The following is a 20529-nucleotide window of genomic DNA, read 5'->3' as shown; positions in this document are numbered from 1 at the left end:
GTAGCAGAGCAGGACATACAAGGCAAGGTAGGACAGTCCGAACAGACATCTGCATAGCTGTATCATCACGCATTTTACCATATCGCCACGCTTCTATCTTTTTAGGTTCTCTGTCTGTCCCTGCTGTTGGGACATCCCTTGTTCAAAATTCTGTGAAGCCGCTTCCGAGAGGATAACCGTATTCAGCATACCGGTTACACGTATCCTTTTGGCTTCTTCTGTGAGAGTATTGTTATTCAGTGTTGCCGACAGACGGCTTAACTCCGCAGTAGTCAACTCACGTGACATGCGCAGTTCTCCATTGTTCACTCGCAGAATAGCCTTTCCATTTTCACTGATTGCCAGTTCGCAGTTTTTCATGCCCGGTAATAATGATTTCAGATTGATGCGTCCACTATCCATTTGTTTGGATATGGCAGTCTTTTGCTCCTCCTCGTTCTTGTTGTCGATTTGTACGGCCAATAGCATAAGGGAACTAAAGGCTGTCATCGCCATCTCTACTATAGGGTCATTGCATCCTGACATTCCCACACCGCTATCCTCTGACGAAAGCAACTTCTTCATCCATCCGTCGGGCGAAAGGTTTTTGCCGGCGGCATTCTCTTCTGTTCCTTTATATCGGGTGAGCAGGCTGTTCCCGTTGTGCAACACTTCCAATTTGATATTACCTTTCTGTGCGATTTCAGTCAGATAAGCCGCAGGGTCGATGTCACGCTTTGTTCCGTCTGCATAGAAGTTTGTCACGCCGAAATGTAGATGTTCGCCCGTTGTACGTGTACCTGTGTTGCCCGATGTGCCGAGCTTCCCACCGGCTTGTACTACATCACCGACCTTTACAGTAACCTCCTTAAGGTGCATATAAGTACATTGTACCTTGCTGCCATCCGTTCTGGTATATTCCACAGTCAGCGATTTTCCACCGGGCGTGTTCTTATTCTGATTCACAGCCACCACCTTCCCGTTGTTCTCAGTAGCCAGTACCGCATCGCCATTGCAACGGATATCAATTCCCTTGTGCATCTGTTGTTTCGTGTTGTCCATCGGATCTTGCCGCATACCGAAAGGCGAGGTAACAAAAAGAAACTCTTCACGCTCTACCGGGAATGAGTACTTCGCACCATACTCTGAATTTTCAGACGTTCGGAGAGGATTATGTTCCGTACCGAACCGCTTACCCTGTGTCTCCATTTCCTGCATCACCAGTTTGTCATACTGCTGTAAGCCATTTTGCTCTATAATCCGTTGCAGACTCTCGGCATATTCTCCGCCTGTGGCATAACCGGCCTGTTCGATATTTTGTGTCCAACCCTTGTAATCGTCGGGCGAAAGTGCAAAACATTGGGCATAGCGGCTGTTTTCTTTTAAAAAACGGGAGTGGTGTTCGTATGAATCACCCACACTGTCATAACTGCAAAACTTCTCATTCGGCTTATCGTCAGTATATATACCATACCTTCCTCCTTCGGCAATCCATGCAGGCGTAGCCTTGATGCCAAAATGATTGTTCTCGTTCTGCGCCAAACGGCTTTGCCCGTTGGAACTTTCCAGTATGCCTTGTGCCAACGTCACGGATGCGGGGATTCCGTACCGGCGCATCTGCTCCATAGCATACTCTGCATATTTCATTGCGTATTGTTGGTTCTTGCTCATTTCCTTACTCCTTATCTATGAAAACCTCTGTGTGTTTCTTGTTCCTCCATGTCACTTATAGCAACCCGTGCCCCGGCACGGACGAGCTTAGACAGATAGTTGTCGAGCTGCTCCGTTGAAAATTCCGTTGAAGCCGTAATGTCCCCTTCCGGATACTCTTTTAGGGTTATGCCCAATATCTTTGCACCCTGTACCGCATCTTCGTTATAGAGCCGATAACCATCTTTCGTGCGAAGCAGTTGCAAGGCATCGGGATGATTCGCTTTAAGTTTGTCCCACAACTGCCGTTCCGGTGAAATACCCTTGTTGTCTGATTCCGTCCGTTCCTGCGCTACCGTTTCTATCGGCCACAACTCTGCTTCTTTCTGTTGTTTCTCTCCGGTGTGTGCCTCCTGCGATTGTCCTTTTTGTAGTACGTCTGCGAATAAGGTAGCTGCCAAATGACGTTTGTAGCTGTCACGCTCTTCCGCTATCCACATCCGCTGCCACTGTTGCGGAGTGACACTTCGGGCAGGCTGTTTCTGCCCATCAATAGTTGCGACGCATTGTATGCCGTCTTGTTTGGTTTTGAAAACCGAAACACGCTGGATACGGTTCAAGTCTATTTCCGGCATTTCGCTGCTGAACAAATCCACCTTCAGGTCAGGTTTGACCTCGGCCAGCGCATAATACTTGTGCGCCAGTTCCATCCGAACCTTACCGATGTTATCCATCGCTTGCTTGAGTGTTGAAAAGAAGCGGTTTATATCTTCTTTATCAGGATAGATGCTATATCCGCTCTTATTTTCGGGTTTGATATAAAGTGCCCATCGTTTCTTATCATCTTGAATCATCTCTACGTGGTCAAATCCGATCTCATTCGCCTGTTTGACCGCTGACGCCACGTCCAGTGTGGAGAGCTTCTCCATTGCCCAATTCTTCAGCCGGGCCAGCATAATCATCTTCTCGGCAAAATAACTGTCATCGGGTCGATAACCTAATGCACCATCCGTATTGTAGAAGCGTACCTGCTCGATTCCATCTTTCTGCAACGCTCGCATGATACGTCCCTTGTTCATTCCCGGTATCTCGTTATCTACCTCTGTAGAAGCCCCTGCTGGAAGAATTACATCTGCGGTTTTTGCCTGTGGGTCAATAACAAGCACAATTTTTTTCGTTTCTTTATCCGGATGCTGCCGAATCTCGTTCGACACAAAATAATGTTTGGGCATTTGCTCCTGCATGGTTGAAGTGTCTCGCCGGTTGCGCATGGTGGCGTATTCGATTTTCTCGCCCCGTTCCGCTTTATTGATTACTTCGATGGCATTGTTTACGTCACTTTCGAGAGCGTCCATCAAGTTCGGGTTCTCTTTCAGCTCCCGGCACCAGTATTCCACTGTCTTCAGACTTTCTTCAGACAACCGTGCTGGCAACCCCAGTTCCAACATTTTAATCCCTGAAGCCAGTTCCACTACCAACCGTTCCTGTCTGACAGCATCTTCCGAAGGAGCCACACCGTTCTTCATCACCATACCTTCACGCGCTAACCGTTGTTGGTGTCCGGTAGCACTCACGATTTGCCGCAAGGCTTCCTGTATATAGTCGTGATAATGTCTGAACTCTCTTTGTCGCGGCATATAGACCGCATCCTTATCTGTTTCGTAGTGGGGTACACCGCTTCCATCCAAACGAACAGGCACAAGGTTGTCTCGCATCCTCAGTAGGAAGTCGTTGAATTGAATATGCAACCGTCGGTTGTCAGCTTCCGTATATCCTCTTTCCACTGCACTTCCATACCGCCGCAACGTCGTTTCGTATCGCTCCTTATCCACGTAGGGTAGTGTCGTCTGGTCAATGTTGAACAAAGTGCGAATTTCACGGTTATGTACACCTTTATATAATTTTTGTTCCTCTTCATACAGTTTCATGTAGTCATCACGACTGATAACCTGTTCTGGATTATTGCGGTGAACGTACTTGTTCCAATTATAAAACAAAAATGGAACGCCTTGCTCATTCTCACGCACCGAGGCTCCTTGTGCCTTGGCATCGCTGAATAGCGTGAACTGGTTGGTTTTGCATCCATTTTTATCAGAATGCAGCGTCATGAATAGTGCATTGAATGCGCTGACAGAAACACCCTTTGGATAGAAGCGCGGGTATCCCTTTCCTGATGCGTTGAGCCAGTGTCCACCGGCATTCGAGGCTTCACTCAAAGCCGTAGAAAGCAAGGTGATTTGTTTTTCCTCGGCTTTCTTTTCGATTTGCGATTTTTCTTTCATATCGTTTATTTGATTATAGGATTATTGAATACCCCGTGGGCGCACGATGGTTTCCAGTTTTCCGTCCTCATAATTCCGTGCGGCAGCCTGGCGAAGCTGGTCGTTCTTGGCAAGGACAGCATTTGCCAGCGTGTTCAAAGGCAATGCCCCGGTACGGTAGGCTTCTGCTACAATCGGTGACAACTGGATGGTACACGGTACTCGGTCTATCGTGGCAATCAACGTACTATCTTGCAATACAGGGTTTACTATACGTGGGTTCAGAGTTTCATTTGTATAGCGTCGGTACTGCACATTGTTCTCATTTGTTACGTTCAGTTTTCCCTCTGTTCGTTCTTTCAAGGCTTCGTGTCCTGCCTTATTCAACAAGTTCATACCTCCCAGGCCTATCAGGAGCATTTTCAGCAACGGGTTACGCACAAACATACCCGCCACAATGCTCGCTATCGGTAACATATTGTCTTCCAAATGCAATGATTCTGTCTTGCCTGTGAATATTCCCAGTAGAACATCAGGGAGCATGGCCATTACATAACCGAGATTGCCTGTGATATTACCTATGCCATCCAGTCCCAGCATACCAAGCAGTCCGCCCCAACCGTTTCCGTTTCCCTGTGCTACTTGCGCACTTTGTATCGTTTGTACATGTTGTTCCGCATCATTGGCAGGAACAACAGTTTCATGCTTCTCTTCTTTCATAGTTTCATCCTGTTCTGTCCTGACCATTTTCGCTTTGTCACGTTGTTCCAAAGACTGCAAGTAGGCTTCTTCCTGTCCGGGAGCAACAACAATCGGCACATCCTTGTACCGTTCCTCATGTTTCTGTTCTTCCTTGCTCTGTACATTCGGCCACAATAAACCGCTATTCTGGTTTTGTGTCCATTCCATGAAGCCAAAGTCCATGACAGGGATTTTCTTTTTCAGTTGCTTGTTGTCTGTACCAATCGCCGTGTTCTCTTTGATTTGTATTTGGGCTGCCTCTTTGCGAAAATCGTCGAATACGTTTCTGTCTCTGCCGAACACTCCTTTACTGATGCACTGTTCTACTGAAAGGGTATCAGGCTTCTTGCCTTCAAAATGATTGGTGATGGCTGCAATAGCCACATCTGCACCGGTAAACTTTGCCAGTGCCGTCCATGAACCAGTACCACCCATCATCAGGGTATCTGCGGCTGTGCCCAACATCCATCCCGTACCTTTTTCCCATCTGTTCGGGCGGTAAGCTGCTTCGCCTCGTGCCTCTATTTCATCGGTCAGCGGTGAACGGCTTAACGTCTGCGATAATCCCAGCAGGCTCGATTCGGCAGCCTTTCGGATGATGTAGTCAGCGGAAGACTTGGGCATACGTTCTTTCACCAACCGGTCAATCATCAGTTCCTCTATCCGGTGGTCCATATAGGCATAGGCGAGGTCACAACCGAGCTGTTCTGACAACTCATTGTAACGTGCCCTTCCGATTTCCTGCACGACGGTATCCCGCCACTGCCCGGCCATATACGCAAGGTCTTGCTGCATTTCCTCGGAACCGGTAATCTCCGTCTTGCACATCTCGATATAGTCCTCTGTTGTTTTGGAGTTCCATTCGCCTGTGACCTTGAGTGCTTGATAGGGGTCGCTCATTGGTTGTGCCGAAGATGCCATCATACTGAGAATACCACCTAAAGAGGTGGAATATTCTTTCATTTCCTCTCCCTGATTCCGTATGAGGTCAGTCCGCGTTTTTGACATGATGGGTGCGATATGGCAGTTGAAATAGTCGTTCACGAGGCGTTCCATTTCTGCAAACCGTCCGCTATGCTTGATTCCGTCCATAGTGTATTATATGTTTATCCTATTCTATTCATTAATAATTGCTCTTTTGTCTGCTCGATGGCGTTGTGGTAAGTTTCCATCTGTTTGGGATAAAACTCTTCCAGCCATACATCCTTCTCGATGTTGTCGTGAATGAAGCGTATCGCTTGTTCTCGCTCAATCTCCACCGATGCTTCGCCCTCTTCCCGGTTATTGAACCATGCTTTCGTCCACCAGCGCACACCGGCCCGGTCAGGATATACCGTGACTGCTCTCGGTATGTCAAAGCTCTGGATGTCTATGTCTAATTCTGCCAGTGGGTCAATGATACCACTATGGGTCAGGGATTCGTCGTAGAGTTTTTTTTTACATCATCGCCCATCGTCGATAAGTACACGCCATGCCGTAGGGCAAGGTAATGCAGGAAGTCCGCAATGAGTAGGTTCTGCACCTTACAAGCAAGCGGCATTGCTTTATGTCCCAGTCCGAGTGGGTTGGATATACTTGGCATATTTTCATAGAAGTATTCTTTGACTGCTCCCATTGTAAAGACATGGCGGAGTGACTGCTCCGTATGTGGAGGAAGTCGGTATGCACCACGCTGTAAGTCTTCCATGTAGTAGGGCAGGAAACGTAGCATCAATTCCTCTATTTCCTGTCTGTCCTGCTCGTAATCGGTGGTCAGTGCCATCTCCATGTTGGGAGATGTTGCCGCTTCGCCTCCATCAGCATGACACAATGCTTGGATATTCCCATACAGCATGGTTAGAAATTCCAGCGGATTCAGTTCCTCACCCTTGAAGCGTATCCCGATATGCAGCTTGTCACCGCTTAAAGCTACAGTCTGTCCGGCCTTGACACGCTGTCCGAACTGGGCGAAAACATTTGACAAATGCCCATAGGTCACTTCATACTCCCCATAGCGTATAGTTTGGCAGATGCCGAGTATAGGGTCATTGCCTATACCTGACACGATACCGCTGGCGACAGCCGCCAGCGTGTAGCACCGTACATCGAAGTCGATGCCATGATGAAAATATGTTTTGCCCGTTGTCGGATCGGTTTGTTCGCCGTAGCCGAGCGATAGTTTCACATCCTTGCCCTTCCGTTCTTCAAAAGGCATACAGTATCCACTTTCGGATTGCAGGATCATTTCTTCTGTATATTTCATTATGTGATTATATTTGATTCGTATTCTTATTCTTATCTTTTCATCCCTCCGCTATTCGTCTGTTCTTCAACGGGAAGAGCGGGTGTCTGTATTCGTTGTATGCTTCTCGTATCAGGTGTGCGGAAAATACCGGCATTGTTGCCGATAAGCATCATGCCGAGAAATGCACCGGCAATCTTGCCCAGCCAGCCGAAGCGTCCGAATATAAGAAATGCTGCTGCGACCAGTCCCGCTATACTCAATCCCGACACGTTACCCTGTCCGAGATTACGGAAAAAGTTACCGAACATATCGGAAACTCCGCCATTGGAGACTTGCCGTAGAAAATTCGATACTCCACCCAGTTTTGAGTCTATGCCGGCTACCGTACCGCTGACGGAACCGACTGCTTCTCCGGCTTTGCTTGTCAGTTCTCGCACACCGTCCGCTGCATCTGCAAGGGTATCCGTAGCCGATTTCCCTATGACCGCATCGCTTACGATATGTACCACGCTCTTATCTGTGGTTAGTTTCTCCCAACCCACATAACCGACTGCACCGCCGATGGCTGCGGTCTTGACGGCTTGTCCTGTGCCCCGTAAGGTTTGTGAAGGATGCAGTGCAGCATGTCCCATACTTCTTCCGGTAGCTTTTGCTGCTTTGCCGCCATATTTTAATATTGAATCCCAAATTCCCATATCATTACATTTTTAAGGTCTTACATTCTTTCCAATCTGTCGCCAACGTCGCTTGGCTGCGTCCACGATACTACGTTTATCGGCTTCGGGATGTGCACCCTCGTCGATTTCCCGCCAAATGTCGCCCATTGTCGTGTACTTTACCGCTTTGGTCAGTCGTTGCAGCTTTGTGTTCATTGTTTTGAGCTTTGGACGGATGCCAAAGACAATTTCCATACGCTCTTTTTCCGTCATCTTGTTCTCCGAAAGGCACGCTGTGCGTATATCGTTCACTATTTCCACGCTGTTCATCATCAGTTCCCTATAAATCTTGTTGCGCTGTGTGGATAGGGCTACGGCAAGCGTATTGGCTGGACTTCGCTTCAATTGTTTGGTGAAGTCGCCCATATTGTCTGTCAGCCTCGATACCTCATAATAGAACCCATAAGTTTGCGCCGCATAGCAGACTATTGACCGGAAAGAGTTTAGATAGTTATTAAACTCTCGTTGCAGGTCTGTTGTCGCCTGCACTTCTTCTTTTGTCCAAATATGTCCGGTGGTCTGCATCAGCATGACCTTTTCCTGATTCTTCAGCTCCTTCTCTGCCTTTTCGGTATATACTGCAATCATTCCGGCCAGTACAGGGTCATTCTGCGCTTGTACCTCACCGATACCGGTAAGACACAGCAGTAATATACTTATCCAAATTGTCCATTTCATAACTGATATATTTTATCGGACGAGAGCTGCCGCCCTGTGCCAATGGGACAGAGCCATACGAGCTGCCTCACCGTTGTCACGGTCAAGCATTCCTGCCGTTACGTTGTTCCACACATCATTGAAAGTATAGTACCGTATGCTCAAATAGAGCAGATGCAACTTCCGGCTAAAATCCGATAGTTGGTCGTTCAACGCCCATAGCGTCTTGCTGCGTTCTGCCCCCGTAAGCATGTTTTCGTTGCTACCTTTGGCCACAGCGTCATTCAGCAATGTAAAAACAGAGACAAGTTCCGTTGCTGTTTCTATATAGAGGTTGTTCATGTTCATACTGGCCACAATGCCCTGCGGATTGTTTTGGATGGCCTTGCCTAATTTCCCCAGCGTGAGGAAAATCCGCACACCGTCATTGTAGAGATGCGTACAGGCTTTCAGTGATGAAGCGTAACCGCTTGCTGTCTTGAGGTAACTGTTGTACTGCTTCTCCCACTTGTGAATTTGGTTGAACTCGGTAGCGATGCTGTTTTGGAGCAAGGCTGTTTGTGTCTGTCCCTTTATTTGTTTTTCAATCTGCCCGTTTATCAGTTCGTTACCTTCGGCCAATGCAGTCCATTCCAACGGATTGGAAGCCGCAATTTGGGCTTCTGCCACCTGTGGAAGCAGGCATACCAGCGAGGCAACCAGCCCCAGACTAATGATTCGTGATTTCATATATTCCCTTTTTTCGTTTGTTAGTTTCTACCCGTTCACGGATAATTGACACGAGGTCGTCCCGATGGAAGATACCGATCAGGTCAAGACGGGGCGTGTTTCGGTCCATTGAAAGGATACGTACGGTTTTCAGCCCACAAAATTGTTGCAGCAGGCTTTGGTGCTCTTGAAAATCCACGATACGATATAGCTCCATATAATCCACTTTGCGACGGATAATACCGTATTCGCTGACAAGTTGTTCCGTACCGATGCAATAACGGATTCGCCGCAGGTAGAGATAACGGTAGAGTAACAGTAACGAGAGCATCAAGGCAATTACTGTGGCAATAGCTGTCAATGGCAGCCCTTCCATGCCTCCGTACACCCATACAGTGCCGCACAGCACGAGAGTGGGCAGCTCGTTGATGACAAATTGCCCGGTATGTGGATGGATGACAATGGTTTTGTGACAAGTTCTCTGCATAGGTTTTATGGATTATCGGTGAAAACGGGAATGAAAGTCTTCTCTCATTCCGGAAAGAGAATTGGTTATATCCACTTCCAACCGAGCAAGTTCTTCCCGTATCTTGTACATTTCCTGAAAACCCTTATCTGACATTCCTTGGTCATTGGTTTCAAAGGAGAATATTACTCTGTCCGCACGTTCAAGACGCTTTCGCACAGCCTCATGGTCCGCTTCGTCGTATAATCCGTTTCGGATATGTTCCGGATTGACTTCGGGCAAATCGGACAAGGCATGATTCAGCGTGGCTTTACCGCTGATCTCCCAATCGTCAAGGTTGTCCTTCTCTGGTTTTATCCGTTTGCCGAGTAGCTGGTCGTTCCAATCCTTATAACCCTCTGCGGCAGATTCATACAAGATGCATCCTGTAGCTTCCGGACCGGAAATGGAAGCATCAATCGCTTTTTCGATGGCTTCCAGATTGCTTCTCATTTTCTCTAATTCTTCCTCACTGGCAGAACCTTCGTCACGAGCCATTTCGTACTCATCCATACAAACCATTCTCATTTCCTGTAGATAGCCGTCACCAATTCCCATGTCGTCACGCTCCCCATTCTTCAAATTTTGTTTTGCATCATTTATACCCAGTATGGCTGTAATCTTTTCAAAATTGAATGGTTCAAGTTCTATTTCATACTGTGAATAGTCTTCGCTGTTGTTCTGTACAATCAGTCTGCCGGTTTGTGACAGACAGGTGGAGAAGTTCCAGCCTGCATGAGTGAGAGCAAAGTGGATAGCATAGACTTGTCCGGCACGGTCATGATCGAAGCAAAGATGATGTGAGGCATGGGGAGTTGCTTTTATCGCTCCTTTGAATTGCTGCTGGCTCGGTGCCCCTCCGGTAGAGATGAATACCGCCTTTCGCAGATCCTTGTTCTGTGCCTGATGAAGTTGGTAATATGCCATCGCATCATAAGCACTTTCGAACCAATAGATATGTTTGGCGGAGGTGAGAGAAGTGCGGGCAGGGCTGGCAATCCACAGTCCCTCGCTTGAATTGCTCCCTGCGGCTTTGCCTTTGTAGCTGCCGCTCCCGTCCATACGGGCACGTCCTCGTTCTTCAAGTCCCACAATCGCTCCGTCGCCTTTGGGCAGGGTTAGTGGAAAGGACAGGTTCGTGTAGGTCGCACCGTCCTCCCGATGTTTCGTAGCCAGATAAAAATGCCGATGGAAGGCATATTGTGTATAAAGGTCGATACCTCGGCTTTTAAAATAAGGATAAAATTTTTTCTGCGTTTCCCGATTCTGCGGATTGAACTTATGAATGTCGTAATCCGCTATGTCAAATGGCTTTACATCTCGTTTAGGGTTCACTATTCGGGTTTTCCGTTCAGTGACAGGAATGTTCAGTAATCTGTTACAGACAAGATTCACCAGTCTGTCCGGAGACATACCCGCATGGTACTCCGTGAAAAAGTGCGGATGCTCCTTGATGAAGGAAATGATGTTATAAACTTTCTGTTGTTGTGCGTGGAAACAGCATTTTCCTTGTTGTGTCACAATAAATTTGTCACCACGGATACGTCTGCCGTCGCTGTCCAAACGAACATACGAGGGATAGCGCAGACCGTCACGACGGTTCAGGTGATACCCTGCGTCAATCAATACGTCCTGGATGTTTAGTCGTTGCAGAAAGTCATCGTATGTAAGGTCTCCGTCTCTCATAGGTTTACCTCCCTCTTCTCATTTCATTAATATCTTGATTCATCTGTGCCTCGAAATTACGGATGGCCACATCTCTCGGTGTATCTACGCCGGGCTTGAAGTATGGATGTGGCGGTCCGCTGAAACGTTCGCCATAGAACTCCGGAGAGTGGTGGTGATGGAAGCCATGTGCGACTTCCGATGCCACCACAGCACCGGCGGTAAGGGCAGCGAATATCTTCACGCCAAGCCCCTTGTTCGCTTCAGGACGTGTCTTCATATCCACCTCGTTGAAAATCTTCGAAAAAAGTTTCATCCGGTGGTAATCATCCACAGCAAGAAACTTGTCGTAGTCTTTCTGGCTGATTTCGTGGCTGATGACCTGTCCGTCAATAACAGCGGACATCTTGTATTTACCCTCCGTCTGTGCCGGTTGCACGGCAATGTCACTGACCTCTACTTCCCGGCCATGTTTCTCCTCACGATACCAGCCTTTGCTTTCGTTGAGTAGTTGCAGGTCACGACCGTCCACGGCTGCACCGATACTGCCCTGTATGTATTCCTGCCGCATCGGAGTTTCTTGCTGCATGAATAATTCTTGTTCCTGCCGCTGCCGTTCTTCCAGTTCATGCCGCACTTCGGGATGCAGGCCGATACTGATGCGTTGTTCGCTGTTGAGCTGTTCTATCGTTACTTTATCGGCAAAGTCCGCTCCGATAATGCCGTTCAGCAGATCCAACCGTTTCTCTACAGGTTGTTCCTCGATGGATGCGGTAGCCAGTTTTTTCACTTCTTCTTCCGTCAGGTCATAGACCATATCGGCATTGACACTTTCCGATTGTACGGTCAGTGTCCTCCGTTCCATATCCACGATAAGACCGTGCGAAGTAAGGCACTCCGACCATTTCTCGTTGGAAAAATAGACTGGTGAAGCAATCAACTCCTTGTATGCTTGTGCCGGTTCCTTGCTGCGCGGACGGCTGACAAGCGGTGTAATGACCTCCTGCAAGTTCTTCAATACATCTTGCTGTACAATGGGTTGCTCCTGTTGACCGCCTTTGTAGTAAAAGCCGTAGCCACCCGATTGCAGTTCGCCGGGCTTCATGCGCCCGTCTGGGCGTTCGGGTACGATGGATGGCCCCGGAAAGAAAAGCTGCCCACCAACTCTGCGTAGGTGGAAACCCCACTGTTCGCGTGGTGTCCAACCAAGGAATGGAGGGGGCATACCCAGTCGCCCCATGTGTCCGTACTCACCGATACCGATGCGGTAGCCATGTAGCCCCATTGCCACGCGACCGTTGGCATTGCGGGCATGGACGAAATTTTTCGGCATATAGAAGTCTTTTCCTATGATACTCGTGAGTATGTTGTAGGCTTTCTTGTTGGCCGTATTCGTTCCCCAGTCCGTCAGAGCCAACATCTGTCGTTCTGTTATAGGATAGACCAATAACGGTGAATCATGCCCTTGCACAATCAGCCGGTAGCCGCCTCCGTCAAATGCGACATGGGCTTGAAGTCCGTTACGCATCAGTAGATTGCGCATTTCGGGTTGCAAGTCCATCTGCCGAGGATTAGTATTTGTTCGTATCGTCATAGTCTGATGTTATGATGGTTACTTGTTATGCGTTGCCGTATTTCATAGCCGCTTCCAATTGTTCGTCTTTGAAACGGACAAACCCGGCGGCAGAATCTTCGCAGACCGTGAGTCCTTTTTCCTCACAGTAATGGGCGTACTCCTCCTGCCACTCGGCAGAAAAATGGTTGATGTAATCGAGCCAGCCGTATTCGCCGCTCTGCATCTTCTCGACGAGAATCTCTTCGGGATAATATTTCTGTTGTGCCATACGCTTATATTAAATAGGTTTTATTTGTGAATACCTGCCGTTCGGTTACGTTCACCGCTTTTCTTCTGTTCGTTCCACAGTTCTTCTGTGTATTCCTCCTCTGGAACGTAGTCGAGATTGCCGTCATCATCCATCACCCAGCAACCGTAGCAACCGAAGGTGTACTTATCCCATTCACGCTTGGGTTGTTCTTTCCATTTCTGCGCGTCACCTGCGCAGAAACGGATGCCCGTCTTGTTGTGAAGGTCGATGCCTACCGTGACAGGTTCGCCATCCACTGCCACCGTCAGAGGCTCACCATGCTGCATTCCGTTAACTTCTACTGTACCTAAGTGCATTACCTCTGCCAGCACTTTCAGGTTACGGGCGATGATGGGTGTCGGAACATACATCACCTGTTTTGTTTCCTCGTCGATTTGCACGAAAGCTTTACTGCGTCGTCCGTCCGCCATAGCCACGTCTGCAATGATGGATTTGCCGTCAAGCAACTGTTTTTGCTGCTCCTCGTTGTAGCATTCCAGTGGTGACGACTTCAGTGTGGGATAAAAAACCACATCCACCTCGCCGCTATCCATACGGATAAAGGCAAACCGACTGCGACTCTCGATTACTTCGCCATTCTCGTTAGTGACACGCATGGGCAGTACCGGCGAGTAGCCGCCTTTCCCGATTTCTTTCAGGATACACAGGGGCAAATCTTCAATCATTTCTTGGGTAAGCCCAAAGCGGGCCAATGTCGGATAAGGCAGTTCGTTGAACTCAAATTGTTCTTTTTTCATATTCTGAACGATGTTATAAAATTATACTCAGCAAATATAGAGCGATTTCTTATCTGATGACTAAAACATTTCTTTATAAGTGATTATAAAGTGGTATTTTTAATGTTTTGAATATGATTTTTCGCAAATAATCATATTCAAAATTGATTAAATAGTTATATTTGGAGAGAAAACAGTCGGCAATGGACAGACCATAAGAAGAGCGTGCTAACTTTGCTGCCATGAGAAAGATTTTATTATTGATGATGACGGGTGTCTCATTATGTATCACGCCAGCCAAAGCACAATTCAATACCGTTGCCGTTACCCCAACACGCTACAAGATGGAGGTATTGGATATGGGGTTAGACCAAGCGGAACCGGCATCCGAAAGCGAGATTTCCGTACAGGAAGTTTCAACAGGTATCCCGGTATCCGCAGATATGGATAAGAAAAAGTGGATGGATCGTTACTTGAGTGTAAGTTACCCGTTACGTTATATCAAGGTCACTTCGCCTTATGGCTACCGTAAGGACCCGTTTACGGGAAAGAGTAAATTTCATGGCGGACTGGACTTGCGCGCACGTGGCGACAAGGTGATGGCCATGATGGAGGGTGTGGTCGTGAAGGTCGGACAGGACAAGACTTCCGGCAAGTATGTAACCTTGCGGCATGGTAGGTACACCGTCAGTTATTGTCATCTCTCTAAAATTCTTATCGTCAAAGGGGCAATAGTTCATCCTCGTGATGTGGTTGGCATTACCGGCTCCACAGGACGCAGCACCGGCGAACACCTGCATATCACCTGCAAACTCAATGGCAGGAGTATCAGCCCCTCGCTTATACTCGATTATATCCAATCCATCCGGCAGGAGTGTATATCAGCATTGGCAGGTTTGTAAAAGAGAAGTGAAAAGGGCTGAAAACGTTCCGGTTACTTTGTCATCCGTTCAATAATATGGGCAATATGGTTGCCCCAGACGTGTATTTGTACAAGGAGCATCGAAGGCATGGAGAGCGTCTTGCCATAGAAGATAGCCGCCACTACTTTGCCACCGCACCGTTCTATCTCTTCCTTGTAATCCACCACGCTTTGCCCGGTTGTCAGCACATCATCTATGATGATAATCTCTTTCCCTTTGATTTTTCCGGTAATGAGGTAGTTTCGTTCGAGGATACGCTTCTCTCCACCTTTGGCCTCATGCAGGCTTTCTCGTGCATCGCAAATATCAACGTCGTACAGTCCTGAAGTTAAATCCTGTCGGTGCTTTCCGATGTACCAGTCGAGCCGTTTGAACCGTTGACCGTATTTTATCCAGTTGCTACACGGCATGAACATTATATGGTAAGGTCTCTTTTTCAGTTGCAAGGCATTCATACACGTTTTAAAGAACTCGATTCCGTGTATATCTCCTTGTTTGAACTGGTAGATGGAATGGCAGAAAGCCCTCTGTTCATCATTGAGCAGCGCATTGTATCGTGACGGATAGTAATATCCGTAAAAGGAGATTCGGATGCCTCGTAACTTGAACGGCTTATGGGGAGAATGGCCATCAAACCGTTCGGGATGCAAGAGACAGAACATACGGCAGGCTTCCCGATGACCGGCCATTACCGCCAGACGACAGTAACGTTCACGTTCCTCGCTCTTTTCGGTCAACCGTGCGGCGGCGAATGCCGCTTCTCCTGCTTTTCGTCGCCAGTAGCCGATAATATACCACAATGCCCCAATTGTGAAAAGCAGGAGTATGAACAATAGTCTTGCATTCATCGTATTTTTATTTGAATGAAGCAGCCCGTTTCAATCTGGTTATTTACAACATTACGGTGTATTTCGACATAATCGGATATGGGGGTTATGGCTTCATTACTTATATCAAATTCGTTTTCACTCACTTGCAAAGTTAGCAAAATCGTGGCACTAATCTAAAATAGCACCGATAATTTATAAGCCATATCACTTTTATATCATAAAGTCTTACCCATACAATTTCCTCTTTTAATTGTACATGCTCAACTTTTATAGAAGATGTTCGCCCTGACCGGTACACGGCAAATGGCATACAAGTCTGCTATATGCTGTGTACCAGTCTTTGGGATAAAGCAAGGACGATGGCATATTTGCCACAAGTGTCAATCAAGCCAATCTGTTGTCCTTGCAGCGACCTCTGCTATCTGTTCTTTTGTAACCGGCAATGCCGTCTGTTTGTTTTTATAGCTTCGCCCCACACCATCAGCGGAGCGTCACAGGACTTGTCCGCAAGAGACATTCACTCACCTTATGGCAGCAGAGCTGCTATGGGGTGAGTGAAAGACTCTTTACGGAAGCCAAACATGAAAAGACCGTACACCTCGGTCACAAACTGCCAAGGTTTACGCTTCGCCAGATTTGAGACTAAGTTGTATGGTCACTTCATCGGGAAGTTTGGACCGGCAAGCCACAGACGTTCCACTGCCCACCCATTCCTTTTATAAATCTTGCACCTATTCTACATGTCTATATGACAACCGCCTGTAGTAAGAAAGCATATTCTGTTTGTCGGTTAGCTCTGCTGTAGTCATATTTTCCGCAAAGTAAGCCGCCTTTTACCAAACATCAAATCGCCACTATCGCTGGAACGAAAAATCTTCCTCTGACACGTCAGAGCGTATTTCTTGTCCCCGTTTTGTCTTATCGGTATTCTTGGGCGGCAGTTGATGGCAGAAAATATCCCTCAGCAGGCTGAACAGCCTTCAAAAAGAGGGAAAAAGAAAAATTATCAGAGTTATGGCAAAGACGATAGACATAGAACTTCAAAAACAGTTGGACAAGCCACAGGCATGGTTCTGTAAGTATTTTCCTGCACGCATACGCAATGTGAGTGAGCGTGAGATAGCAGACCGCAAGTTAGTCTTTGATTTCAAGGATGGACGGGCATACGAAGAGGTTGCTCAACGCACGGCAGCCAACATGACCGAACGTTATGGAACATCATGTACTAACATTGTATTTTCTCCCGTACCGGCATCCACCGATAAGAAGAACGAGATACGTTACAAAGCATTCTGCCAAAGAGTATGCGAACTGACGGGAGCTATCAATGGTTATGACCATGTATCAGTGAGTGGTGAGAGGCTAACCATTCACGAAAACCGTAAGGCAGAGAAAGAAGTCCGTAAGGTAAACGTCATTGAGTTTGATTCGGCCTTTTTCAACGGCAGGTCTGTGGTAGTCTTTGATGATGTGATAACCAAAGGGCTGAGTTATGCTACCTATGCCAATCAGCTTGAAAGCCTTGGTGCTAATGTACTCGGAGGTATATTCCTCGCAAGAACCCATTACAAAGTGAAATAATATGACCCAGACAAAGTATGATAAGGCAGTGTCCGTTTGCTTCAGTGGACACCGCAATATTCCATTCCTATACAGGAAGCAACTGAAGCTGCAATTAAAGGCAGCGATAACCAAGGCATACGCTGGAGGTTATCGTCATTTTTACTGTGGTTGTGCCATGGGGTTTGATATGCTGGCGGCAGAAGTTGCTCTTGCGTTGCAGTCCGAATTGTCAGGTCTGCAAGTTATTGCCGTAGTACCGTATCGCGGACAATCCGAGCGGTGGAACGATGCGATGAAAGCCCGGTATGATACTATTCTCTGTAACTCGGATGATGTTATCATCCTGAGCGAACACTACTACCATGGCTGTTTGCTTCGACGCAACGACTATATGGTTTTTCAAAGTTCGTCTCTTATTGCCTGGTATGACGGCAAACCCAAGGGTGGTACGTTTTATACTTATCGTAAGGCTACAGCGAATGGACTAAAAGTTCTAAATCTCTATGGCAGCTCAATCGTATAACAGCCATCTTGTTTTCGCATATTCCGAGCCGTAGCGGTGACTCCTTTGCCATTCATGTAAAGGCTGTTTTGTCAGCCATAGCGTGATATGGCAAAGTACGCTATTAGTTCTGATGTATTGCCCGGCTTTACCTATGTGCCGGTTTAGTTGGTGTTGCTGTATTTTTATATCTTCGGAGGCTCCATCCTCCTTATATCTTTCTCTACCTTTTTTAGTATTCGGCTTAAAAAGTAATATACTTGCCTTACTTTTCGCCTATTTAGCATGTTTAAGGCACGTCTTTTTATAAATAAGTGCAGCAATTGGTTGCTGCACTTTTGCTATAATATCTATTTGTCATATTAGACCTTCCCGTACACCGTCCTCATTTTTCCGTCCACCAGCACCTTATTTGACCGCACAATCCAAGCTCTGCCGTCATTCAATCCGCATTCCAATGCCTTTTCGCCGCCGCCGATTAGTACCGGAACGGTTGTCACTGTGATTTCGTCCGCCAGCCCGTTATCCAAGAGTAAAGCCCCGATTTCCTCACCGTAAGCCACCACCATACCGTCGCCGTCTTCCTTCATCTGTCTCAGTTCTGCCACTGCATCTCCTTGGATGAACTTCACTCGTTCATTCTCCGTCAGGTCGATGCCGCCGTTCGTCACAACCAAAGTCTCTTTCGCCGTAATCGGCCAACCCAAATGGTTCATATAAATACGCAGGTAAGTTTCTTCGTCAATCAGCACACAACTGGAGGCATCCACAGCCGCATCAAAATGCTTGTCCGAAGGAGCCGGACAACCGTCGATGGACTGATACACGTGCAAGGAAATCTGTTTCATATTCAATGTGTTTTTAAGAATTATGTCCACCTTGCACCCTAAAGAACAGCATGAACCTACGCTATTCCGGAATAGAGGTACTGCCATACCTAAAAGGCAGATAAGCAAACCCTTGCTGTATAAACATACAGTATGAATATTTTGCTATACATCTTGTCTTTTTGATAAGTGTCAGTTTTCTATTCCAAGACGTTCAGTGAACGTATAATATGTATATCAATCTCCGCCTGTTTCCAAGCCGAGTATGAATCTTCCATGTCACGACAATGACCGTACCCGAAAGTACCGTCTGCTGTCTTCATTTTGACAAAGATAACGAAAAATTGGCGGATAAGCAAACAAAAAACATTGTTTTTCAGGTTGCCTGTTCCGAACTGCATTCTGCCTTATCAAAAAGACTTACTCATTCCCCATGATTTAATACAGTCGTCATTCTGCAATTATCAAGAGATGGGCCAATCCACCCGATTCCACCTCCCTTTATAGTTCACCTTCCTCCGATTATAGTACGGGCAATTCGTTCCGATTGTCCGTTACCCTGTTTTAACACCCCTGTTTTACAGTTTTATTCATCCCTTTCTATTTGATTGTCATTTATTATCGTTTTGCTGCTGCCGTGCGACCTCTCGTGGACTTATTTTCCCGCAAAGGTAATAGGCTGCTCCAATCTTGCTAATGCCGGCGTTCCGCCGCGAGTGAGCCGCAAAAATCTTCCTCTCCGTCTGTCAAGCGTATTTTTCCGCATCAGCCTTGTCAGATTGTTTCCGCCACCTTTTGGAGGCAGAAAAATAAATCCCAAAGGTCGCAAACAGGTTGAACAAAGGGAAATAGTAACAATAAAAAAATAACATTATGAAAACAGAGATTAGGCAGAATGGCAAAGTGATACTATCGAGTACAGACGATATATCCATTCCGATGATTTTCAAAAACTTATGTGGTAAGAACTTTTCTGGAAACGACTATCAAAACTATCTCAGAACAGCTTGTCAGGATATTGGTGTTACTACGGGGGCGATTGAGTATTATGCCGACAACGTTTTGATTGAGAAAGCAACTATTCCTGAATTTTAAAAACTATATACAATGAAAAGGAAAGAGAAAGCAGCAGTAGATGAATTTGTTGCCCTTGTAGGAGGCAAGACATGGGAACCTGTACGCCATAAATGTATGGGTAAATGGAGTGGTATGACCGATTACGGTTTTGTCATAGACGGACGGATAACGCTCTTTGTTTCCAATAGTATGGCATACTTTAAGAAACGGATTCGTGAGTGGATTAAGTCGATACATACCTTTGAAGCGAAGAAAGATTGCTATCTCCGCTTGCTACGTGAACAAATTGAAAAGGACAACGACAAGGCAAAGGACGAAAAGTTAAATCCTGTCAGACTCATAGACATCGGTATCTTATCCCCCGAAAGCAATAGCCCGTTTGATTTTTTTGCCCCTTATGTGTTAGTCGAAATAAACGGCAGGCGGTTCAAGCATCAAACAGCGGAGTTAAGTTGCGCTATTATGGTGGATAGTTTGGCAGGATACCTTGAAGAATGCAACTGCAAGGATATATACACGGCAAGGGCAGTGCGTACACCTGACTACATTTTTTGCGGTGTGCGGTTTGACTCCCGTGATAATATGTATAAGATTGGAAAGTAGAGATTAATGATGTCTGAAGAAGTTATTACTTACAACGATAACTCCAGTCGTTTTATAGGACGGCATCAGCATTTGACCTACTAAATACATAAGTTCCCAATTTACGATTGGAAACTTATGTATTTTTCTGTATGGAAAACTAATCAAATAATCGCTGACTTATCATCCAGTCATTAAGCACGTCCAGATCTACACGATTTGTAAGATTCACATTTTTACTCAAACAACCGATTTTCTCACCTCTTAAATAAATAACTGGTGGGGTTAATGTATTCGGATTGTATGGACTTAACGATGAACTGGGACTTCCATATATGGAATACCGATTCTTGAAAGATATACTTGAAAAGTGACTACCGTATATATTCTCGTTGTTGGATATGGAATCAGGAGTAGATGTGTTCAACGACAATCTGCCTAAATACAAACCGTCATTTGCCAATAGAAACGATTCTTTCCTTGAAATTCTGGTATCTAAACCTATTCTATCCATTCC

Annotated in this window: 22 protein-coding genes; 5 read left to right on the top strand and 17 right to left on the bottom strand. The window is 46.6% G+C overall.

Going from position 1 to position 20529, the window contains the following annotated elements:
* Positions 1 to 93: 93 nt before the first annotated feature.
* The 13 genes from CI960_RS14070 to CI960_RS14010 are packed head-to-tail and all read right to left on the bottom strand — an operon-like array spanning position 94 to position 13729.
* Positions 94 to 1650 (bottom strand): glucosaminidase domain-containing protein, encoded by a 1557-nt coding sequence (locus CI960_RS14070; protein WP_004308692.1) that lies wholly within the window; start codon positions 1648 to 1650, stop codon positions 94 to 96.
* A gap of 11 nt (positions 1651 to 1661) precedes the next feature.
* Positions 1662 to 3911 carry a zincin-like metallopeptidase domain-containing protein gene (locus CI960_RS14065; protein WP_005777234.1) on the bottom strand — a complete coding sequence of 750 codons (2250 nt, stop codon included), beginning with the start codon at positions 3909 to 3911 and terminating at the stop codon, positions 1662 to 1664.
* A 21-nt stretch (positions 3912 to 3932) separates the two neighbouring features.
* Positions 3933 to 5723: a hypothetical protein gene (locus CI960_RS14060; protein WP_011203047.1), complete on the bottom strand. Its 1791-nt coding sequence runs from the start codon at positions 5721 to 5723 to the stop codon at positions 3933 to 3935.
* 14 nt (positions 5724 to 5737) lie between these two features.
* On the bottom strand, positions 5738 to 6019 hold the full coding sequence (locus tag CI960_RS14055) for a hypothetical protein (RefSeq protein ID WP_094582397.1): 282 nt from the start codon (positions 6017 to 6019) through the stop codon (positions 5738 to 5740).
* 23 nt (positions 6020 to 6042) lie between these two features.
* A complete protein-coding gene (locus tag CI960_RS14050; RefSeq protein WP_011203045.1) occupies positions 6043 to 6873 on the bottom strand; it encodes a M23 family metallopeptidase in 831 nt (276 codons plus the stop codon).
* A 32-nt stretch (positions 6874 to 6905) separates the two neighbouring features.
* Entirely contained in the window at positions 6906 to 7550 is a 645-nt protein-coding gene (locus tag CI960_RS14045) for a hypothetical protein (RefSeq protein WP_004308686.1), read from the bottom strand.
* 12 nt (positions 7551 to 7562) lie between these two features.
* Positions 7563 to 8249, bottom strand: coding sequence for a hypothetical protein (locus CI960_RS14040; protein ID WP_004323423.1), 687 nt, complete (start codon positions 8247 to 8249; stop codon positions 7563 to 7565).
* A 12-nt stretch (positions 8250 to 8261) separates the two neighbouring features.
* Positions 8262 to 8957 (bottom strand): hypothetical protein, encoded by a 696-nt coding sequence (locus CI960_RS14035; RefSeq protein WP_004308684.1) that lies wholly within the window; start codon positions 8955 to 8957, stop codon positions 8262 to 8264.
* The gene (locus tag CI960_RS14030; RefSeq protein WP_005777243.1) at positions 8938 to 9423 is read right to left on the bottom strand and encodes a PH domain-containing protein; all 486 of its coding nucleotides are present in this window, start codon (positions 9421 to 9423) and stop codon (positions 8938 to 8940) included. The genes CI960_RS14035 and CI960_RS14030 overlap by 20 nt, the downstream gene beginning before the upstream one ends.
* Positions 9424 to 9435: 12 nt before the next feature.
* The gene (locus CI960_RS14025; protein ID WP_005777245.1) at positions 9436 to 11127 is read right to left on the bottom strand and encodes a toprim domain-containing protein; all 1692 of its coding nucleotides are present in this window, start codon (positions 11125 to 11127) and stop codon (positions 9436 to 9438) included.
* 4 nt (positions 11128 to 11131) lie between these two features.
* A complete protein-coding gene (locus CI960_RS14020; protein ID WP_011203044.1) occupies positions 11132 to 12700 on the bottom strand; it encodes a hypothetical protein in 1569 nt (522 codons plus the stop codon).
* Between the two features lie 25 nt (positions 12701 to 12725).
* Positions 12726 to 12950 (bottom strand): hypothetical protein, encoded by a 225-nt coding sequence (locus CI960_RS14015; protein WP_005836766.1) that lies wholly within the window; start codon positions 12948 to 12950, stop codon positions 12726 to 12728.
* 20 nt (positions 12951 to 12970) lie between these two features.
* The gene (locus CI960_RS14010) at positions 12971 to 13729 is read right to left on the bottom strand and encodes a DUF4099 domain-containing protein (RefSeq protein WP_011203043.1); all 759 of its coding nucleotides are present in this window, start codon (positions 13727 to 13729) and stop codon (positions 12971 to 12973) included.
* A 221-nt stretch (positions 13730 to 13950) separates the two neighbouring features.
* On the opposite strand from CI960_RS14010, the gene CI960_RS14005 reads away from it, so the two are divergent.
* On the top strand, positions 13951 to 14610 hold the full coding sequence (locus tag CI960_RS14005; RefSeq protein WP_004323419.1) for a M23 family metallopeptidase: 660 nt from the start codon (positions 13951 to 13953) through the stop codon (positions 14608 to 14610).
* 32 nt (positions 14611 to 14642) lie between these two features.
* Here CI960_RS14005 and CI960_RS14000 read toward each other — a convergent pair whose 3' ends face one another.
* Positions 14643 to 15479: a phosphoribosyltransferase family protein gene (locus tag CI960_RS14000; protein ID WP_004308677.1), complete on the bottom strand. Its 837-nt coding sequence runs from the start codon at positions 15477 to 15479 to the stop codon at positions 14643 to 14645.
* A 996-nt stretch (positions 15480 to 16475) separates the two neighbouring features.
* Here CI960_RS14000 and CI960_RS13980 point away from each other — a divergent pair.
* Together CI960_RS13980 and CI960_RS13975 are read left to right on the top strand one after the other, a co-directional pair.
* A complete protein-coding gene (locus tag CI960_RS13980; RefSeq protein ID WP_004323418.1) occupies positions 16476 to 17042 on the top strand; it encodes a ribonucleotide-diphosphate reductase subunit alpha in 567 nt (188 codons plus the stop codon).
* Between the two features lies 1 nt (position 17043).
* Positions 17044 to 17547 carry an SLOG family protein gene (locus CI960_RS13975; protein WP_004323417.1) on the top strand — a complete coding sequence of 168 codons (504 nt, stop codon included), beginning with the start codon at positions 17044 to 17046 and terminating at the stop codon, positions 17545 to 17547.
* A 341-nt stretch (positions 17548 to 17888) separates the two neighbouring features.
* Here the strand turns inward: CI960_RS13975 and CI960_RS13965 are convergent, their stop codons facing one another.
* Entirely contained in the window at positions 17889 to 18374 is a 486-nt protein-coding gene (locus CI960_RS13965) for a dihydrofolate reductase family protein (RefSeq protein WP_004308674.1), read from the bottom strand.
* A gap of 179 nt (positions 18375 to 18553) precedes the next feature.
* On the bottom strand, positions 18554 to 18754 hold the full coding sequence (locus CI960_RS13960; protein WP_011203041.1) for a hypothetical protein: 201 nt from the start codon (positions 18752 to 18754) through the stop codon (positions 18554 to 18556).
* 472 nt (positions 18755 to 19226) lie between these two features.
* On the opposite strand from CI960_RS13960, the gene CI960_RS13950 reads away from it, so the two are divergent.
* Positions 19227 to 19448 (top strand): hypothetical protein, encoded by a 222-nt coding sequence (locus tag CI960_RS13950; RefSeq protein ID WP_011203040.1) that lies wholly within the window; start codon positions 19227 to 19229, stop codon positions 19446 to 19448.
* A 12-nt stretch (positions 19449 to 19460) separates the two neighbouring features.
* Positions 19461 to 20033, top strand: a complete 573-nt coding sequence (locus CI960_RS13945; RefSeq protein WP_004308671.1) for a hypothetical protein — start codon at positions 19461 to 19463, stop codon at positions 20031 to 20033.
* Positions 20034 to 20172: 139 nt separating this feature from the next.
* Here CI960_RS13945 and CI960_RS23950 read toward each other — a convergent pair whose 3' ends face one another.
* The gene (locus CI960_RS23950) at positions 20173 to 20526 is read right to left on the bottom strand and encodes a hypothetical protein (RefSeq protein ID WP_011203039.1); all 354 of its coding nucleotides are present in this window, start codon (positions 20524 to 20526) and stop codon (positions 20173 to 20175) included.
* Positions 20527 to 20529: the final 3 nt, after the last annotated feature.

This window comes from Parabacteroides sp. CT06 (genome assembly GCF_002257605.1).
Taxonomy (GTDB): Bacteria; Bacteroidota; Bacteroidia; order Bacteroidales; family Tannerellaceae; genus Parabacteroides; species Parabacteroides distasonis.
Note: the sequence above shows the minus strand (reverse complement) of the source record. Positions and strands in the feature narration are given on the sequence as shown.

What these genes read in the sequence shown, in the direction of transcription:
- CI960_RS14070 (WP_004308692.1), bottom strand. Translation starts at nt 1,650, where the DNA reads ATGAGCAAGAACCAACAATACGCAATGAAATATGCAGAGTATGCTATG.
- CI960_RS14065 (WP_005777234.1), bottom strand. Translation starts at nt 3,911, where the DNA reads ATGAAAGAAAAATCGCAAATCGAAAAGAAAGCCGAGGAAAAACAAATC.
- CI960_RS14060 (WP_011203047.1), bottom strand. Translation starts at nt 5,723, where the DNA reads ATGGACGGAATCAAGCATAGCGGACGGTTTGCAGAAATGGAACGCCTC.
- CI960_RS14050 (WP_011203045.1), bottom strand. Translation starts at nt 6,873, where the DNA reads ATGAAATATACAGAAGAAATGATCCTGCAATCCGAAAGTGGATACTGT.
- CI960_RS14045 (WP_004308686.1), bottom strand. Translation starts at nt 7,550, where the DNA reads ATGGGAATTTGGGATTCAATATTAAAATATGGCGGCAAAGCAGCAAAA.
- CI960_RS14040 (WP_004323423.1), bottom strand. Translation starts at nt 8,249, where the DNA reads ATGAAATGGACAATTTGGATAAGTATATTACTGCTGTGTCTTACCGGT.
- CI960_RS14035 (WP_004308684.1), bottom strand. Translation starts at nt 8,957, where the DNA reads ATGAAATCACGAATCATTAGTCTGGGGCTGGTTGCCTCGCTGGTATGC.
- CI960_RS14030 (WP_005777243.1), bottom strand. Translation starts at nt 9,423, where the DNA reads ATGCAGAGAACTTGTCACAAAACCATTGTCATCCATCCACATACCGGG.
- CI960_RS14025 (WP_005777245.1), bottom strand. Translation starts at nt 11,127, where the DNA reads ATGAGAGACGGAGACCTTACATACGATGACTTTCTGCAACGACTAAAC.
- CI960_RS14020 (WP_011203044.1), bottom strand. Translation starts at nt 12,700, where the DNA reads ATGACGATACGAACAAATACTAATCCTCGGCAGATGGACTTGCAACCC.
- CI960_RS14015 (WP_005836766.1), bottom strand. Translation starts at nt 12,950, where the DNA reads ATGGCACAACAGAAATATTATCCCGAAGAGATTCTCGTCGAGAAGATG.
- CI960_RS14010 (WP_011203043.1), bottom strand. Translation starts at nt 13,729, where the DNA reads ATGAAAAAAGAACAATTTGAGTTCAACGAACTGCCTTATCCGACATTG.
- CI960_RS14005 (WP_004323419.1), top strand. Translation starts at nt 13,951, where the DNA reads ATGAGAAAGATTTTATTATTGATGATGACGGGTGTCTCATTATGTATC.
- CI960_RS14000 (WP_004308677.1), bottom strand. Translation starts at nt 15,479, where the DNA reads ATGAATGCAAGACTATTGTTCATACTCCTGCTTTTCACAATTGGGGCA.
- CI960_RS13980 (WP_004323418.1), top strand. Translation starts at nt 16,476, where the DNA reads ATGGCAAAGACGATAGACATAGAACTTCAAAAACAGTTGGACAAGCCA.
- CI960_RS13975 (WP_004323417.1), top strand. Translation starts at nt 17,044, where the DNA reads ATGACCCAGACAAAGTATGATAAGGCAGTGTCCGTTTGCTTCAGTGGA.
- CI960_RS13965 (WP_004308674.1), bottom strand. Translation starts at nt 18,374, where the DNA reads ATGAAACAGATTTCCTTGCACGTGTATCAGTCCATCGACGGTTGTCCG.
- CI960_RS13960 (WP_011203041.1), bottom strand. Translation starts at nt 18,754, where the DNA reads ATGCAGTTCGGAACAGGCAACCTGAAAAACAATGTTTTTTGTTTGCTT.
- CI960_RS13950 (WP_011203040.1), top strand. Translation starts at nt 19,227, where the DNA reads ATGAAAACAGAGATTAGGCAGAATGGCAAAGTGATACTATCGAGTACA.
- CI960_RS13945 (WP_004308671.1), top strand. Translation starts at nt 19,461, where the DNA reads ATGAAAAGGAAAGAGAAAGCAGCAGTAGATGAATTTGTTGCCCTTGTA.
- CI960_RS23950 (WP_011203039.1), bottom strand. Translation starts at nt 20,526, where the DNA reads ATGGATAGAATAGGTTTAGATACCAGAATTTCAAGGAAAGAATCGTTT.